The following is a 15,192-nucleotide window of genomic DNA, read 5'->3' on the forward strand; positions in this document are numbered from 1 at the left end:
TCTATAGCAGAAAAATAAACCCCAAGTATTTTCTTCCATATTCAATCAAAATTTGTTTGTCTAAAGCTGTTCAAAAAGTTTTGAATATTCTTTGAAAAAATTTCCCATTTCTTTTATTCATCATGTTTTTGGAGTAAAATTAAATCAAAGGATGAATGGAGTACAATTTGTAAAGCTTTTACATTGTTGCCCCATGCTTTAAGTATATCCTTTCGAAACCCCTTTCTTATCTACTCCATTTTGGTGCGGGATTTTCAGCCCGCACCCTTTTTTTATGTTCTCCCAGGCAATTTGCCAAAATTTATTTCCTCCTCATTTGATAATGCCATTTACATGTCGTTCATCTGCGGCTTCCAATTCTGATAATATTTCCGAATCAGTCAATATTACATAAAAAACGAATTGGGGATCTTCCCAATTCGTCTTTGTTTCACCTTTCTCTTTCCCAAGGTCATTGATCACCTCTCAATTTGGCCATTTCCTTGCGCTTCCCATTTTGCCACTTCTTCCCGGACAATTGGCGCCACTTCTTTTCCCAACAGTTCAATGCATCTCATCACATCCTCATGAGGCATCGAACCTACAGGGCAGTGAAGCAAAAATCGTGTAATGCCGACATTTTTGCGCAGGAAAATGATTTTTTCCGCTACCGTTTTGACATCTCCGCAATACAATGCCCCTTCCAAACTTCGGGCATAATCAAATGTCGCCTGCGTATAAGGTCCCCAGCCGCGCTCCCTGCCCAATACATTCATGGCATACTGGGTTGGCGGGAAAAACTTTTCCACTGCCTCTTCGGTCGTTTCCGCAACAAAACCATGGGAATGGGAAGCCACTTTTAATTTTGAAAGATCGTGCCCCGCTTCTTTGGCTGCTCGGTAATAGAGCTTTACCAGAGGCGCAAAATGCAATGGACTTCCTCCGATGATGGCCAAACATAAAGGCAAGCCTAATGCGCCCGCTCTTGCCACGGACTGGGGTGTTCCTCCGCTGGCAATCCAAATGGGAATTTCCCTTTCCGGTCTTGGATATACTCCGCGTCCGTCAATGCTTGGACGGAATTTGCCGTTCCATTGAACAATTTCATTCTTTTGTATTTTTAATAATAAATCCAATTTTTCCTCAAACAATTCATTATAATCCTTCAAATCGTACCCGAATAACGGGAATGATTCAATGAAAGAACCGCGGCCGGCCATGATTTCCGCCCGGCCATTTGAAATGGCATCGAGCGTTGCAAATTGCTGATACACCCGAACCGGATCATCCGAAGACAGCACCGTGACCGCGCTCGTCAATTTGATGCGTTTTGTCCTCGTTGCAGCTGCCGCAAGCAAAACCGCCGGAGCGGAACATGCATAATCTTTCCGGTGATGTTCCCCCACACCATAAACATCCAATCCTACTTCATCCGCAAGCTCGATTTCTTCCACCACTTCCCGAAGGCGTTGTGCGTGACTGATCACTTTCCCAGTCCGTACATCGGGCGTCGTTTCGACAAATGTCGTTAATCCTATTTCCATCACTTTTCCCCCATCAAGCCTTCATGGCTATTATCTCGAAATTGAAATGTTTTTCTTATCATACACAAAGAACAGAAAAATTATCAATATTTTTATCTCGGTATAGCCCATAGTTTTAAGAATAACTTGGACCCAATAAGCGAAAAATAAGACTAAAAACAAGGATGATTGCCATGAAAAATCGGAAGTTCGGCCATAAAGCGATTGAATTCATAATAGTGTCGATGTTTAGTTTCGGAATTGTCATCACATTTATCAGTTCATTTTCCGCAAAGCCGGATATTTATGATGTAAAATTGCACTTCATGTTATTCATTGCAGCCGCCATTTTTTACAAACCTTTTAGAACATCGAGTTTCCGTTTCATTTTCTACTCGGTATGCCGTTTTATTAAATTGATAAAATCCGGAAAAAAAGAGATTGATTTAAAACAAATCAACCGGTCACAAGATTTGGAATACCTCTATTTCTTAAAAAGCATTTTTGAAAAACAAGGTTATGTGGCCGTTGTATCCAAAGAATTGGAGTCCTTCGATGTAGATCTGATTTTATGGAAAGGCACAAAAAAATATATTGTACAATCTATAAATTCCCGAAATGCAGCGGATATCCGGAGCATACAAATTGTCCAATCCAAGAAAAAAACTTATGGAGCGGATGAGGCCATTATTATATCCGGCCAATTTACCGCTTCCGCCAAACGATACGCTTCATTGCATCATATACGGTTAATAAAATCCGATGAATTGACGGAAACGGCAAGTTGCGAAAATAATAAAAAATACATTTTCCAATCGGCCTTGTCCTACATTTTGCCTGCGTTTCCGGATTCCAATTTATGGACACCAAAAAATTTATTTTATAAAAAATCCAATCGAATATTTCAAATTTTTCTATATTTCTTATAAAATAAAGATACGGAAGCCATTTGAAGCCATAATCATTATTGCTTTTCCAAATAAAAGAATATACAATGTATATAATTATACATCGACTTATTTCAATTCAATATTGTGTTGAAGTAAGGATAGAGGCGCAAAGACCAAGAGTACACAGTGTGAGGATAATGAGGTCCAATGATCATTGTGGAAAGGGGGATTTGCCGAAGTCCCTGGAAACTCATTTTTTCAGGGGCTGGTCCTGCATTGAATAAGTGCAGGACTGTCATATAGGAAACTATATGGAGGGCTATCTTACGCAAAAATTTTCATTTTTTTGCAACAACGGGGCTCTTCGTTGTTGCTTTTTGCGTTTATTAGAAAATTGCCCTTCTCCATTACAAAAAAATGAAAAGGATGTGGAGAAGAAATGAATTTCGGGAGAGTATTAACAGCAATGGTGACACCGTTTGACCAAAACGGTGAAGTGGACTTTGACGCAGCAGAAAGGTTAATTCATCACTTAATGGCCAACGGAACAGACGGTTTGGTTGTTTGCGGAACAACCGGGGAATCCCCTACATTAACAGAAAACGAAAAATTGGAACTTTTTAAATTTGCAGTAAAAACTGTCAATGGCAGAATCCCGGTAATTGCAGGTACAGGATCATATAATACAAGGGCTTCCATTGAACTTACAAAAAAAGCCGAAGAAATCGGTGTTGACGGTGTAATGCTCGTTACTCCGTACTACAATAAACCTAACCAGGAAGGCATGTATGAACATTTCAGAAGCATTGCCCAAAGCACAAAGCTGCCTGTAGTTTTGTACAACATTCCTGGACGAAGCGTCGTAAATTTATCCGTTGATACCGTTGTCCGTCTTGCGGAGATTCCGAATATTGTGGCTATTAAAGAAGCAAGCGGCAATTTGGATGCAATGGCACAAATCATCGAAAGAACACCGGATGATTTCTCCCTTTACAGCGGAGATGACAGCTTGACATTGCCTTCAATGGCGGTAGGAGGTACAGGAGTTATTTCCGTAGCTTCCCATATTATTGGAAACGAAATGCAATCCATGATCCAGCATTTCTTGAACGGCAATATCCAAGAAGCTGCAAAAGAACACCGAAAACTTTTGCCGATCATGAAAGGAATGTTCATCGCGCCAAACCCTGCACCTGTCAAAGCTGCCTTAAATCTAAAAGGCATATCTGTTGGAGGAGTACGTTTGCCATTAGTGCCATTAAATGAGGAACAACAAAAAACAATCGAGCAGTTGCTGAAAGACATAGAGCCGCAATTGATTTCATAAATTCCCCTGCCAATTGATTGGCAGGTTTTTATTTTGCACATATTCAGGAATCGATAGGAAAACAAAAATCAATATAGTAAAATAGCACTTGTGAAATTTAGATAATCCTATTTCAGCTGAGTTTGGATGGAGGCAACGATTTTGCTTAATTTCATTTTGGCCATTTTCATTTTCACCATCACCCTTGTCCTCGTGATAAAACAGCCAAAAAACATCAATATCGGGTGGATTGCCTGCGGCGGTGCGGTGCTTGCGTTGATCGCCGGAGTGGTGGACCTGGAAGATGTTTTCGCCGTTGTAAGCATCACCTGGAATGCCACATTATTATTTATAGCCATCATTATCATTTCACTTATTTTGGATCAAATCGGCTTGTTTGAATGGTCTGCCCTGCACATGGCCCGCATCGCGAAAGGAAACGGAGTGCGGATGTTCATTACCGTGACGGTTCTCGGGGCTTTTGTGTCAGCCTTTTTCTCCAACGACGGAGCGGCTCTGATTTTGACACCGATTGTTCTTGCCATGGTCCGGAATTTACGTTTTAGCGAAAAAATGATTTTTCCATTCATCATGGCCAGCGGGTTTATCGCGGACACCACTTCCCTTCCCTTTTTAATCAGCAATTTGGTGAATGTGATTGCTGCCGATTTTTTTGGTGTCAGTTTCAAGGAATACGCTCTTCGGATGATCATTCCGAATTTGTTTTCTTTAACCGCGACGATTGTTGTGCTGCTTTTATATTTCCATAAATCCATTCCATCAAAATATGATGTAGCGATGCTGAAAAATCCGCGGGAAGCGATTCGGGATCGAAAATTGTTTCTGTTGGCCTGGCCGATGATGGCAATATTATTAACCGGTTATTTTACAGCAGAATTGATACATATCCCCGTTTCCTTCATCGGTTGGATTATGGCGCTTTTCCTGTTGGGAATGGCCTGGAAAAGTCCTGCAGTCAATACAAAAGCGGTGTTAAAAGGAGCTCCATGGAATATTGTATTTTTTTCCATCGGGATGTATTTGGTCGTTTATGGTCTGGGAAATGCGGGATTTACAAAAGGATTGGCATCTGTCATCGAGTGGACATCCCGGGGCGGATTGTTTGCCGCTACCATCGGCATGGGATATATCTCGGCTTTCCTGTCCTCTGTGATGAACAACCTTCCTACCATCATGATTGACTCGCTGGCCATTGCGGAAACCGATACATCCGGCGCCATCCGCGAAGCATTGATTTTTGCCAATGTCATCGGTTCTGATCTGGGCCCAAAAATTACGCCCATCGGCTCCCTTGCCACCCTTGTTTGGCTACATGTCCTTAAAAACAAGGGAATCAGAATTTCCTGGGCAACTTATTTTAAAATAGGGATTGTGTTGACTTTGCCGATTTTGTTCTTCACATTGGCCGGTTTATATTTCACATTGTTAATAAATTCTTAAACATTTTCTGTTTTACATATGAGTAATATCATTCATAATGGTTACAATAATAGCGGGCTTGCAGCAAATGAAAAAAGAGCGAAATTTTATTCGCTCTTTTTTCTACTCTGATGATTTATTCAGACTTCCCTTGCAATTGTTGTTGAGCCATTAGCACAAGACGTTTCGTAATTTCCCCACCGACAGAACCGTTTGCACGGGATGAAGAATCCGGTGAAAGATTTACGCCAAACTCTTGCGCAATTTCATATTTCATTTGGTTTAAGGCCGCTTCTGCACCAGGGAATAATAATTTGTTGGAGCTGCGGTTCGCCATGCCGTTCACCTCCTTGTGCCATTAGAATGCACAAGGGGAAGTTTTTAATACTTTAGAAATGCAGGGAACATTGAGAATCGTTGGAAATCCATTGATTTTTGCCGCATATAATTGTTGTTTTTTTCTGGATGTGCATTTTTTTCCTCCCAAATGGTATGATGTAATTAACTTTATAACGTTGCCTATGGGAGGAAGCTCATGTTTAAATTACGTGGTCACCATCTGTTCTGCCTCATCGGTTTCAGGGGGATGGGGTATTCCGAGGAATTTGCGGAAAATATGAAACGAATACATACTGAATTGAGAAAAAACCCGAAAACATTAATTGAAATTATTGACGGGGTTGATCAAATCTGCGAAAAATACCCTGACTGCAAAGACTATCATTGCCTGGACAAAAACATTTTTGAACGGGACAAAAAAGTATTGGAAAAATTAGGATTAAGCGTCGGACAAGTCATCACTTGGGAAGAAGTGGAATCCCGTATCCGGAAATATGTGACTCCGGAAGATATAGATGTTCTCTGTTATACGTGCAGTTGGAGGTCATATGGCCTCTGCAAAGGAGGAATCCAAAGAATTTTGAATGGAGCCGGTTTGTGGAAAGTAAAATAACAAAATTATCATAATTTTGAAATCTCCTTTTCAGGAGATTTTTTTATTTAATCAAAATACATTTACTATTTTGAAATTACAAATTTCTTCGGATTTGAAATATTCATGCTAAACTATATTTGACGATGTCCTTTCGATGAAAACAAATGTATTTTCAGAGCAAAATGTGGAGGTTTTTTATGAAAAAAGTTTGGAATACCTGGTGTCGGATCAGTCTGGTCAAACGGATATTGGCCGGATTAATTTTAGGAATTATTCTTGGCATAACAATACCAAAAGCAATCAGTTGGATTTCCGTTTTTGGAAGTCTGTTTGTCGGGGCATTAAAATCGGTTGCGCCTATCCTGGTTCTGGTGCTGGTAATCCAGGCGATTGCCAATCATAAAAGCGGCGCGAAAACCAATATGAAAATGATTTTAGTTCTTTATGCCATCGGCACATTTTCCGCCGGGGCGGTCGGGGTCGTTGCCAGCTTCCTTTTCCCTGCGACCATTAAACTTAAATCGGGCGCTGAAGATATAACACCGCCTCAAGGAATCGGGGAAGTGTTTGGAACCTTGCTTTCCAATATCGTTTCAAATCCTGTCGATGCGCTGGTGAATGCCAATTATATCGGAATTTTGGCCTGGGCAGTCCTCCTTGGAATTACGTTAAAGAAAGCGTCGGACTCCACTAAAACGATGATCGATGACTTTGCGGAAGCCGTTTCGGCAATTGTGAAATGGGTAATTGAATTAGCGCCGGTCGGCATTATGGGGCTTGTATTTGAAGTGGTCGCAACAAACGGAATTACCGCTTTGGAAGATTATGTAAGACTTTTAGCCATTCTTCTTGGCTGCATGTTCTTTGTGGCTTTAGTGATCAATCCGCTGATTACCTTTATTTTTACGCGGCAAAATCCATATCCCCTCGTTTGGATGACATTAAAAGAAAGCGCAATATTCGCGTTCTTTACCCGAAGCTCAGCAGCGAATATTCCGGTCAATTTGGCTTTATGCGAAAAATTGCGTTTGGATAAAAACACATATTCCGTATCCATTCCATTAGGCGCCACGATTAACATGGCCGGTGCAGCAATTACGATTTCCGTTTTATCGATTGCGGCTTGTCATACGTTGGGAATTGATGTAGATGTCATTACGGCCATTATCCTGGTAGTGCTCTCGGCAATTTCAGCCGCCGGCGCATCGGGAGTTCCCGGCGGTTCATTGATGCTGATTCCTGTCGCATGTAGCCTGTTCGGCATTTCCAACGATATCGCCATGCAGGTGGTGGCTGTCGGATTCATCATCGGCGTATTGCAAGATGCTTGCGAGACCGCATTGAATTCCTCATCCGACGTATTGTTCACCGCTACTGCGGAAATTGCCAAAAAACGCAAAGAGTCAAAAGCAAACTGAATTATGTATAAAATTATTAAGGCACTGCTCTTTCACCATTTCTTTTTAAAGAGCAGTGCCTTTAATCAAATTCGTCTATATCACCATACAATTCCACTTGTTTTTCCAATTGCTATGTTGCCTCCTTAAGAAATCTTTTATTGTTTTCCAAAATTTTAATGACTTGATGAAGTATTTTTTCCTCCATCATCGGGGTCGAATTGATTTCCTTCCTTATGATTTTGTCTAATTCCAAAATGGTGCTGACTTCGAGACGATGCTTTTCAGCCAATTGAAAAGCCCGCTCTAACTGACCGGTTATCATCCACATACCTCCCTAAAAATTTTATTGTTATCTATATTTTATGATGGATTTTTTATTTTTTCACCTCTATTTCGGCAAATTTTCTTCTTTTTACGTTAATTATAACAATAATTCTTCCACTTTTGCATGCGGCCAAGCCCAATTGATGCAGTAAGTTTTCATAAATTTCCAAAAATATGAATATACAATTAAAGAAAATCACGTTGAAAAGGAGAGTCATTCCTTGTATCGGAAACTTACCGGAATTACTTTAACCTCGTTTCTCTTTTTTGGAATCAATTCCATCGGCGGGGGGACGCCGGCACATGCAAATGAAATAATTCCCGGGGCCCATTCAGTGGAAGTGACTTATTTTGACGGACAAGACCTGCGCTGGCTGACAACGTTGAATCCGCGGCAGCTGGAGAAGGCCAATCTATATGGCAATAATCTATTAGCTCCTATTTATTGGGGAAATCCTGAAAAAGGGACAGGTTGGCATCAAATGTACAAACCGGCGGAAATAACCGGTACCCAGGTGACGGGCGCTTTTGAAGATGCCCAATTCATCATCCGGGTGCCTGACCATTGGAACGGCAAATTGGTCGTTTCCGGCATACCCGCTACAAGAAATGAAACAGCGACAGACTTATTATTCAGCGATTTTGTTCTTGAAAAAGGATATGCCTTCGCAGCAATCGACAAGGGAACACAGGGAACGGAAGTGGAAGGCGATCCATTGGCGAAAGTGAAAAATGCTCTTGTCGATGAAGATGATTCCGTCGCAGAGTGGCATTTCCGCTTCAGGCAAATTACAAAGGCGGCCCAGCAATATTTAATCAACAATTTCAGCGAAAAATTGATTGATCCGAATGATTCGTCAAATCCGGCAAGCAAATTGGTCCGGCCTGATCATAAAGTGCCGACTTACGCCATCGGCATCTCAAATGGCGGATATGTTGTGCGCTATGCTTTGGAAAATGATGACCCGAAAAAGACGGGGGAACCGAGATTATTTGACGGCGGTGTGGACTGGGAAGGCGTACTTTGGACAGAAAAAGCGCCAAATCTGATCAGCTCCCTGATTCCGGTCGTGAATCATGCTGAACAGGCCATCTATGGAAACGGGAAGGAAAAAGAAAAAGCGGTAAATGAATTATATAAGGCGGGCGTGCCAAAAGGCTCCGAAAAATTATGGGCATATCATGACCAAATCTATTGGTTTATCACATTGAACATTTACCGGGACCATTTCGACCCTGCCGCACCAAACCGCATTCATTGGCGCGACTACTTGAAGTTTGACGAAAACGGCCTCCGCGACCGCACTTATGATCATATTTTCAAAAATTATCGTTACAACGAAAGAAGAAAATTCATGAAAGAAAAAATAAAAGAGATTGAAAACACCGGCCAAATTGACGTTCCTCTCATCAGCATCACCGGTTCTTTGGACGCCCTCATTTTCCCGGACATTCATGCAAAAGGATATGAAAAATTGGTTAAACGGGCAAAAAGAGGACATCTTCATCGTCTATATATCATAGAAAAAGGAAATCATGTAGATGGGCTCGTATGGAACCCGGCAACGGATCCCGAAAAAGAGCTTCAGCCGTTGTTGCCCTATGCACACCAGGCATTTTTGTTGCTGGTGGATTGGGTGGAAAATAATGTACAGCCTCCAGAAAGCAAAATTATCCCAACACCGAAAAATCATGAAAAAATCATTGATATCAAAACGGGTGATGAAATCGATCCGCGAATCGAATAGATAAGGCGGAGACGGATTCAATAATTGCCCGAAAATCCTTCAGTCGTGGATAAGCACATTTCTGTTCCAATATTGAATAAACTGTACTAATTCTAAAATCGCCAAGAAAGGTAAGATCTATGAATAACGATCGATTGACGGACGGCACCTTTCAAAATTTGACTCAAAAAAACATGACATTCGATCAAGTTTTTGAAGCCATTGTACAGTTTATTAAAAAAGATCCGACCGGGAACTTTACTTTGATGTTTGGAACAGATTCGCAAGTATACAGCAAAGAAACAAAATTTATTACCGGCATTGTCATTCAGCAAAAAGGCAAAGGTGTTTGGGCATGCTTCCGCAAAGTAATCGTCCCAAGGCGAATGACAAATTTGCATGAGCGCATCTCCTATGAAACCTCTTTGACGGAAGAAGTCGTTTCACTATTCACGGAAGAAAAAAAGGAACAATTGATCAATCTTGTCCTGCCTCATGTGTACAAAGGTGCAAGCTTCACGATTGAAGGCCATATCGACATCGGATGCGGACAAAGGAACAAAACGAGCGTCTTTGTCAATGAAATGATTGCAAGGATGAATTCTCTCGGCATCGAAGCCAAAATTAAACCGGATTCCTTCGTTGCAAGCACCTATGCCAATCGTTTTACAAAAAAATAATCCAAGGCATCCTGCAACTCCATTTGCATTCAATATGATAAAATTGGAAAAAAGAGCATGCGGAGGAATTGATATGTTAAAAAATTTCGATGAACTATTAAGAAAATATGCGAAACTATTGGTCGCAAAAGGAATCAACGTACAACCGGGCGATTGGGTGAAACTGACGATTGCCGTTGATCAGGCGCAACTTGCCCGTTACATTACGGAAGAAGCTTATGCATTAGGAGCGGAAAAAGTCATTGTCAAATGGAATGATGACGAAATCACAAAATTGCATTATCTGCACCAGCCAACCGAGGTTTTAACGGACATTCCTCCATATGAAATCGAGGAATCCGAAGACCATGTGTTAAATAAAAAAGTTTCAAGACTTTCCATCCTTTCCAGCGACCCGGGCTTGCTCGACTCAGCCGATCCCGCCAAAGTGGCCGCGTTCCAAAAGGCGGCAACCCAAGCATTCCACGCCCAGCGAAAAGCGACGCAAAACAATGATATTAAATGGACGGTTGCGGCAGCAGCCGGCAGCGCCTGGGCGAAGAAAGTCTTCCCGCATCTGAAAACTGCCGAGGAACAAGTCGATGCTTTGTGGGATCAAATTTTTAAAACTTGCCGCGTATACGAAGACGATCCGATTGCAGCCTGGGACAAACACAAAAATATATTGAACGAAAAGGCTACAAAATTGAATGAATATCAATTTGACATGCTGCATTTCAAAGCGCCCGGAACGGATTTCAAATTGGGATTGCCGAAAAATCATATCTGGACATGTGCGGAAAGCTATAATCCAAAAGGCGAAGAATTTATTGCCAATATGCCGACGGAAGAAATTTTTACCGCCCCGGATACTCGCCGGATGGAAGGAATCGTTCGCAGCACGAAACCTTTAAGCTATGCGGGACAATTAATTGAAGGCATTGTTGTCCAATTCAAAGATGGGAAAATCGTGGACATTTCCGCCGAAAAAGGCGATGAAGCAATCAAAAAACTTGTCTTTGAAAATGAAGGGGCAACCGGCTTAGGGGAAGTGGCCCTTGTCCCGGATCCGTCGCCGATTTCCCAATCCGGCATCACATTCTTCAATACATTGTTTGATGAAAATGCTTCAAACCATATTGCCATCGGTTCCGCTTATCCTTCGACCATCGAAGGCGGAACAAAAATGAATGAAGAAGAATTGCGTGCGCATGGTTTAAATATCTCCAATGTTCATGTGGACTTTATGATCGGCTCCGCGGAAATGGATATAGACGGCATTACCAAAGATGGTTCCGTCGTGCCAATTTTCCGCAAAGGCGATTGGGCGATTTAAGCAGAAATTCCACAGTCTGGTTCTTTAAGCGGCTAAACCCTTGAAAAGCGGTTTAGCCGCCTGCTTTTTATTATGAAATCTTACGCCTTTAACGCATGAATACTTTTTACTCCAACTATTCAAACACAAATAAGCGATCGGCATCCAATCGGAGAATTTGCCCCTCCATTACAGGAAGGATATGATATTTACGAGGTGGAAACCGTCGGAAAGTAGGGAAAACCGCTTTTGTATTCGATGTAAAAGTTCATTAAATCATGCATATGGAGGAAGTTTTTATGCAATATTTGATTGATATAGGGGTCAACTTAACGGATAAACATTTCAACAACGACCGGGAAAAAGTCATTGATCGGGCAATTCAAAACGGCGTCGTTCAAATGATATTAACCGGCTCCAGCTTAAAAAGCAGCCGGCAAGCACTGGAAATCGCCAAACAATATCCAAACATATTGTTTTCAACAGCCGGTATCCATCCGCATGATGCCAAAACCTTTACAAGTGAAACCATCGGGGAATTGGAGAAACTGGCGCAGCATAAGGAAGTCGTGGCCATCGGGGAATGCGGCCTGGATTTCAACCGGATGTATTCACCCCAGGACGTTCAGGAGGAATGTTTTGAAGCTCAACTGCACCTGGCAAGAAAGTTATCAATGCCTCTTTTTTTACATGAACGGGACGCCCATGAACGCTTCTGCGAAATCTTCGCTAACTTCAGGGATTTGGCCGAAACCTCCGTGGTCCATTGCTTTACCGGCGATGAAGAACAAGTAAAAAAATATGTTTCAATGGGTTTTTATATAGGCCTCACCGGATGGATTTGCGACGAGCGAAGGGGCCGGGATTTGCAAAATGCGGTCAAATATATCCCGCTTGACCGTTTATTGATTGAAACCGACGCTCCTTATCTTCTTCCGAGAAACTTGGAAAATAAACCGAAAAACCGGAGAAACGAACCGGCTTTCTTGCCCCATATTGCAAAAGAAATCGCAAAATATATGGGCGTTGAACCGGAAATCGTTGCAAAACATGCAACCGAAAACACCAGAAAGTTATTTAATCTGCCCGAATGTTGAGTCAAAATGAAGCTTTCATTCAGACCCGTTTCCAGTCATGAATGAAAGCTTTTTTAGATGGATTAAAGAGATTAACACTTAGACCATAAACACTGTATATCCTTTAATTTTTTCCAATGATTACTTTCCAACGTTCAGGCCCTTCTTCAACGTACTCCCAAGAAAATTCCCCTTCCCGTTCAATCATGAATTGATAATATAAGGGCTTCGGATCATGATCATTAATCAATTCCATATACTCACCGGATTTTAACCCTTCAAAAGTTTCAAATATTTTTGCATGCCGGATTCTTGGTTCATAATCCGGGGCATGGATGCTTGCGGAAATTTTTTTCATGATGGCACCTCCATGTTTTATTGATTATCAGTACAAAATAAATCATAGCTATAAATAAAAGTTTTCGTTGTGAGATAAAGCACACTGTTTCATTTTTTCTTCCTTGAACTTCTGTTCCTGTGTTAAAGTAATATATAAAATGCATGTTTAAAGGGCGTGAAAACTTTATGGAAAACCAATCCATTCAATCTCTGCTTCAGCAATTTCCCTTATTTAAAGACTTATCCGATGAAGAGATGATGCCCATTGTGAATCTGGCAAAATCACATAAATACAGGGCAGGCACCCATGTATTCATGCAGGATGAACCGTTAACCAATGTATATTTTATTCAGAAAGGAAGAATCAAAATTTATCGAACCGATTTACAGGGAAAAGAACAGATCATTAACATACTCGTATCCGGACAAATGTTTCCCCATCAAGGTTTTTTCCGGAAAGGAAACTATCCCGCTCATGCACAAGTACTGGAAGATTCTTCGTTAATCTTAATTCCCATTCAGTCCTTTGAAGAGTTTTTAATGAAGAATCCCCAAGTCTGTATAAAAATTTTCCGGATACTGGGAGATTTAATCGTCGATCTCCAAAATCGTTTGGAAGAGAAAATTTTACAAAATTCCTACGAACAAATCATCTCTCTTCTTATCCGTCTGGCATCAAACTACGGGGAAGAAATAGGGGAACAGATTTTCGTTATAAAAAATCAATTTACGAACCGCGATTTGGCCAATATGATCGGATCAAGCCGAGAAACAGTCAACCGGACACTAAATCAATTAAAGAAAAAAGGACTTCTCCGTACAGATTCTGCAGGGCATTTTATCGTAAATATCGAAGCGTTAAAGAATGAGTTATCAATTGAATAAACGGTTTTACGCAAACAAAAAAGGAGAACTTGAATTTCTCAAATTCCCCTTATTTTAAGGCTTGTCCTCTTACCTAAATCAGAGTTTTCGTATCCGTCCAGACAGGCCGCCGTTTTTCAAAAAAGGCGCGGATTCCTTCCTGGGCATCCGGATGTTTGCTATTTAACGCAATCACTTCTGTAGCATAATTAAGCGCCTGGAAATCCTCCATATTAATTTGCTGATAAAATTGCCGTTTTCCTAATTCGATGATGTTTAAACTTTGCTTTGTCACTTCTTTTGCGAGCTTCTCCGTTTCTTCATCCAGCAATTCGGCCGGAACCACTTTATTTACCAGGCCATGCTGCAAAGCTTCCACAGCGGTGATGAAATTTCCGGTAAACAGCATTTCCACCGCTTTTTTTCTTCCTATATTGCGGCTTAAAAATACCGCAGGCGTGCTGCAGAATAATCCGCTGTTGATGCCCGGGGTCGCGAACTTTGCATCTTCGCTGGCGATCGCCATATCACTGGCAGCCACCAATTGGCATCCGGCTGCTACTGCCGCTTTCTTCACTTTGGCGATAATCAGCTGAGGCATTTCACTCATTGTGCGCATTACCTGCTGGCACGTTTGAAAAAGCTTCAACACTTCATTTTCAGTCATAGATTCAATCTCACGCAAACTATGCCCCGCACAAAAAACTTTGTCGGAACCCTCAATCACCACAACCTTCACTTCCCGCTCTTTCGCTATTTGTTTCAGAAGTCCATCCATTTCTTCCAGCAATGCCATCGTCAATGTATTGAATTCCTGCATATTGTCGATGGTAATATAACCGATATCCTCTGTTTGACGGTATTGTAAAAATTCCATTTCTCCACCCCTTTTCATTGATATTTCCATTTTGAATCTTCTGATTTTTGAGGTCAAGTCAATTTTTTCTACTTTTTTCACCATATTTCATTCAAATGAAGTCTTCCCTAATTGTCCCCATTTGCCGAATTGGAAGAACCCCTGCTTAATACATGAATATATTACTTTTGTACGTATGCCTAAATGGTGTACTTATTATGTTCATTAAAGGAGGAAATTCTATGTCAATGCCCAACATCCCGGACATCTCCCCCGCCATCAGCATTGACCGGGACGATGTCATCAATCTTTTATTGGCATCCATCGCATTAGAAGAAATAGGGCTGGCCCACATTATCAATGCGGAAGGCGAAAAAATCCAATTTGCCATCCAAAATTTGAATGATGCACCTTCTCCTCCGCCTACTGCCGCAGAATTAATTTTAAAAATAAATTCAAGCGTCAATGATACTTTGGCAGCCGCCATCAAAAAAGAGCTTTTATTAGATCAAAAATTAAAACAAGTCATCGATCTGTTAAAAGATGATTCTAATGATTAA

The 15,192-nt window shown here is 41.3% G+C and carries 16 protein-coding genes and 1 riboswitch; of the genes, 11 read left to right on the forward strand and 5 right to left on the reverse strand.

Annotation, left to right across the window (positions count from 1 at the left end; translation table 11 throughout):
- Positions 1-458: 458 nt before the first annotated feature.
- Positions 459-1,523, reverse strand: coding sequence for an LLM class flavin-dependent oxidoreductase (locus tag NST62_RS11380; protein WP_141601873.1), 1,065 nt, complete (start codon positions 1,521-1,523; stop codon positions 459-461).
- 173 nt (positions 1,524-1,696) lie between these two features.
- Here NST62_RS11380 and NST62_RS11385 point away from each other — a divergent pair, with 173 nt between their 5' ends.
- The 3 genes from NST62_RS11385 to NST62_RS11395 all read left to right on the forward strand — a co-directional run bounded on the left by NST62_RS11385 (position 1,697) and on the right by NST62_RS11395 (position 5,159).
- Positions 1,697-2,431: a restriction endonuclease gene (locus NST62_RS11385; RefSeq protein ID WP_328215869.1), complete on the forward strand. Its 735-nt coding sequence runs from the start codon at positions 1,697-1,699 to the stop codon at positions 2,429-2,431.
- A gap of 112 nt (positions 2,432-2,543) precedes the next feature.
- A riboswitch (Lysine riboswitch) is annotated at positions 2,544-2,722 on the forward strand.
- Between the two features lie 109 nt (positions 2,723-2,831).
- The gene (gene dapA / locus NST62_RS11390; protein ID WP_141601875.1) at positions 2,832-3,719 is read left to right on the forward strand and encodes a 4-hydroxy-tetrahydrodipicolinate synthase; all 888 of its coding nucleotides are present in this window, start codon (positions 2,832-2,834) and stop codon (positions 3,717-3,719) included.
- Positions 3,720-3,860: 141 nt separating this feature from the next.
- Positions 3,861-5,159 carry an arsenic transporter gene (locus NST62_RS11395; RefSeq protein ID WP_342462907.1) on the forward strand — a complete coding sequence of 433 codons (1,299 nt, stop codon included), beginning with the start codon at positions 3,861-3,863 and terminating at the stop codon, positions 5,157-5,159.
- Positions 5,160-5,274: 115 nt separating this feature from the next.
- Here NST62_RS11395 and NST62_RS11400 read toward each other — a convergent pair whose 3' ends face one another.
- Positions 5,275-5,475 carry an alpha/beta-type small acid-soluble spore protein gene (locus NST62_RS11400; RefSeq protein WP_141601877.1) on the reverse strand — a complete coding sequence of 67 codons (201 nt, stop codon included), beginning with the start codon at positions 5,473-5,475 and terminating at the stop codon, positions 5,275-5,277.
- Positions 5,476-5,673: 198 nt separating this feature from the next.
- Here NST62_RS11400 and NST62_RS11405 point away from each other — a divergent pair, with 198 nt between their 5' ends.
- On the forward strand, positions 5,674-6,090 hold the full coding sequence (locus tag NST62_RS11405; protein WP_141601878.1) for a DUF1284 domain-containing protein: 417 nt from the start codon (positions 5,674-5,676) through the stop codon (positions 6,088-6,090).
- A 179-nt stretch (positions 6,091-6,269) separates the two neighbouring features.
- Positions 6,270-7,490, forward strand: a complete 1,221-nt coding sequence (sstT, locus tag NST62_RS11410; protein ID WP_328216743.1) for a serine/threonine transporter SstT — start codon at positions 6,270-6,272, stop codon at positions 7,488-7,490.
- A 112-nt stretch (positions 7,491-7,602) separates the two neighbouring features.
- On the opposite strand, the gene NST62_RS11415 is transcribed toward sstT, so the two are convergent.
- Positions 7,603-7,794, reverse strand: a complete 192-nt coding sequence (locus tag NST62_RS11415) for an ABC transporter permease (RefSeq protein WP_141601880.1) — start codon at positions 7,792-7,794, stop codon at positions 7,603-7,605.
- A 223-nt stretch (positions 7,795-8,017) separates the two neighbouring features.
- On the opposite strand from NST62_RS11415, the gene NST62_RS11420 reads away from it, so the two are divergent.
- The 4 genes from NST62_RS11420 to NST62_RS11435 all read left to right on the forward strand — a co-directional run bounded on the left by NST62_RS11420 (position 8,018) and on the right by NST62_RS11435 (position 12,594).
- Positions 8,018-9,544 carry an alpha/beta hydrolase gene (locus NST62_RS11420; protein WP_342462908.1) on the forward strand — a complete coding sequence of 509 codons (1,527 nt, stop codon included), beginning with the start codon at positions 8,018-8,020 and terminating at the stop codon, positions 9,542-9,544.
- Between the two features lie 119 nt (positions 9,545-9,663).
- Positions 9,664-10,203 carry a ribonuclease H-like YkuK family protein gene (locus NST62_RS11425; RefSeq protein ID WP_141601882.1) on the forward strand — a complete coding sequence of 180 codons (540 nt, stop codon included), beginning with the start codon at positions 9,664-9,666 and terminating at the stop codon, positions 10,201-10,203.
- 73 nt (positions 10,204-10,276) lie between these two features.
- On the forward strand, positions 10,277-11,518 hold the full coding sequence (locus NST62_RS11430; protein ID WP_328220185.1) for an aminopeptidase: 1,242 nt from the start codon (positions 10,277-10,279) through the stop codon (positions 11,516-11,518).
- A gap of 278 nt (positions 11,519-11,796) precedes the next feature.
- Complete coding sequence (locus tag NST62_RS11435; RefSeq protein WP_141601884.1) at positions 11,797-12,594, forward strand: TatD family hydrolase; 798 nt, start codon at positions 11,797-11,799, stop codon at positions 12,592-12,594.
- 103 nt (positions 12,595-12,697) lie between these two features.
- Here the strand turns inward: NST62_RS11435 and NST62_RS11440 are convergent, their stop codons facing one another.
- On the reverse strand, positions 12,698-12,931 hold the full coding sequence (locus tag NST62_RS11440) for a DUF2249 domain-containing protein (RefSeq protein WP_141601885.1): 234 nt from the start codon (positions 12,929-12,931) through the stop codon (positions 12,698-12,700).
- 167 nt (positions 12,932-13,098) lie between these two features.
- On the opposite strand from NST62_RS11440, the gene NST62_RS11445 reads away from it, so the two are divergent.
- On the forward strand, positions 13,099-13,797 hold the full coding sequence (locus NST62_RS11445) for a Crp/Fnr family transcriptional regulator (RefSeq protein ID WP_328216732.1): 699 nt from the start codon (positions 13,099-13,101) through the stop codon (positions 13,795-13,797).
- 73 nt (positions 13,798-13,870) lie between these two features.
- Here NST62_RS11445 and NST62_RS11450 read toward each other — a convergent pair whose 3' ends face one another.
- On the reverse strand, positions 13,871-14,653 hold the full coding sequence (locus NST62_RS11450) for an enoyl-CoA hydratase-related protein (protein ID WP_328216729.1): 783 nt from the start codon (positions 14,651-14,653) through the stop codon (positions 13,871-13,873).
- A gap of 221 nt (positions 14,654-14,874) precedes the next feature.
- On the opposite strand from NST62_RS11450, the gene NST62_RS11455 reads away from it, so the two are divergent.
- Positions 14,875-15,192 (forward strand): hypothetical protein, encoded by a 318-nt coding sequence (locus NST62_RS11455; protein WP_141601888.1) that lies wholly within the window; start codon positions 14,875-14,877, stop codon positions 15,190-15,192.

The sequence above is a fragment of the Ureibacillus sp. FSL K6-8385 genome (assembly GCF_038593155.1).
In the GTDB taxonomy this organism is placed as follows: Bacteria; Bacillota; Bacilli; order Bacillales_A; family Planococcaceae; genus Ureibacillus; species Ureibacillus terrenus.

What these genes read in the sequence shown, in the direction of transcription:
- NST62_RS11380 (WP_141601873.1), bottom strand. Translation starts at nt 1,523, where the DNA reads ATGGAAATAGGATTAACGACATTTGTCGAAACGACGCCCGATGTACGG.
- NST62_RS11385 (WP_328215869.1), top strand. Translation starts at nt 1,697, where the DNA reads ATGAAAAATCGGAAGTTCGGCCATAAAGCGATTGAATTCATAATAGTG.
- dapA (WP_141601875.1), top strand. Translation starts at nt 2,832, where the DNA reads ATGAATTTCGGGAGAGTATTAACAGCAATGGTGACACCGTTTGACCAA.
- NST62_RS11400 (WP_141601877.1), bottom strand. Translation starts at nt 5,475, where the DNA reads ATGGCGAACCGCAGCTCCAACAAATTATTATTCCCTGGTGCAGAAGCG.
- NST62_RS11405 (WP_141601878.1), top strand. Translation starts at nt 5,674, where the DNA reads ATGTTTAAATTACGTGGTCACCATCTGTTCTGCCTCATCGGTTTCAGG.
- sstT (WP_328216743.1), top strand. Translation starts at nt 6,270, where the DNA reads ATGAAAAAAGTTTGGAATACCTGGTGTCGGATCAGTCTGGTCAAACGG.
- NST62_RS11415 (WP_141601880.1), bottom strand. Translation starts at nt 7,794, where the DNA reads ATGATAACCGGTCAGTTAGAGCGGGCTTTTCAATTGGCTGAAAAGCAT.
- NST62_RS11425 (WP_141601882.1), top strand. Translation starts at nt 9,664, where the DNA reads ATGAATAACGATCGATTGACGGACGGCACCTTTCAAAATTTGACTCAA.
- NST62_RS11430 (WP_328220185.1), top strand. Translation starts at nt 10,277, where the DNA reads ATGTTAAAAAATTTCGATGAACTATTAAGAAAATATGCGAAACTATTG.
- NST62_RS11435 (WP_141601884.1), top strand. Translation starts at nt 11,797, where the DNA reads ATGCAATATTTGATTGATATAGGGGTCAACTTAACGGATAAACATTTC.
- NST62_RS11440 (WP_141601885.1), bottom strand. Translation starts at nt 12,931, where the DNA reads ATGAAAAAAATTTCCGCAAGCATCCATGCCCCGGATTATGAACCAAGA.
- NST62_RS11445 (WP_328216732.1), top strand. Translation starts at nt 13,099, where the DNA reads ATGGAAAACCAATCCATTCAATCTCTGCTTCAGCAATTTCCCTTATTT.
- NST62_RS11450 (WP_328216729.1), bottom strand. Translation starts at nt 14,653, where the DNA reads ATGGAATTTTTACAATACCGTCAAACAGAGGATATCGGTTATATTACC.
- NST62_RS11455 (WP_141601888.1), top strand. Translation starts at nt 14,875, where the DNA reads ATGTCAATGCCCAACATCCCGGACATCTCCCCCGCCATCAGCATTGAC.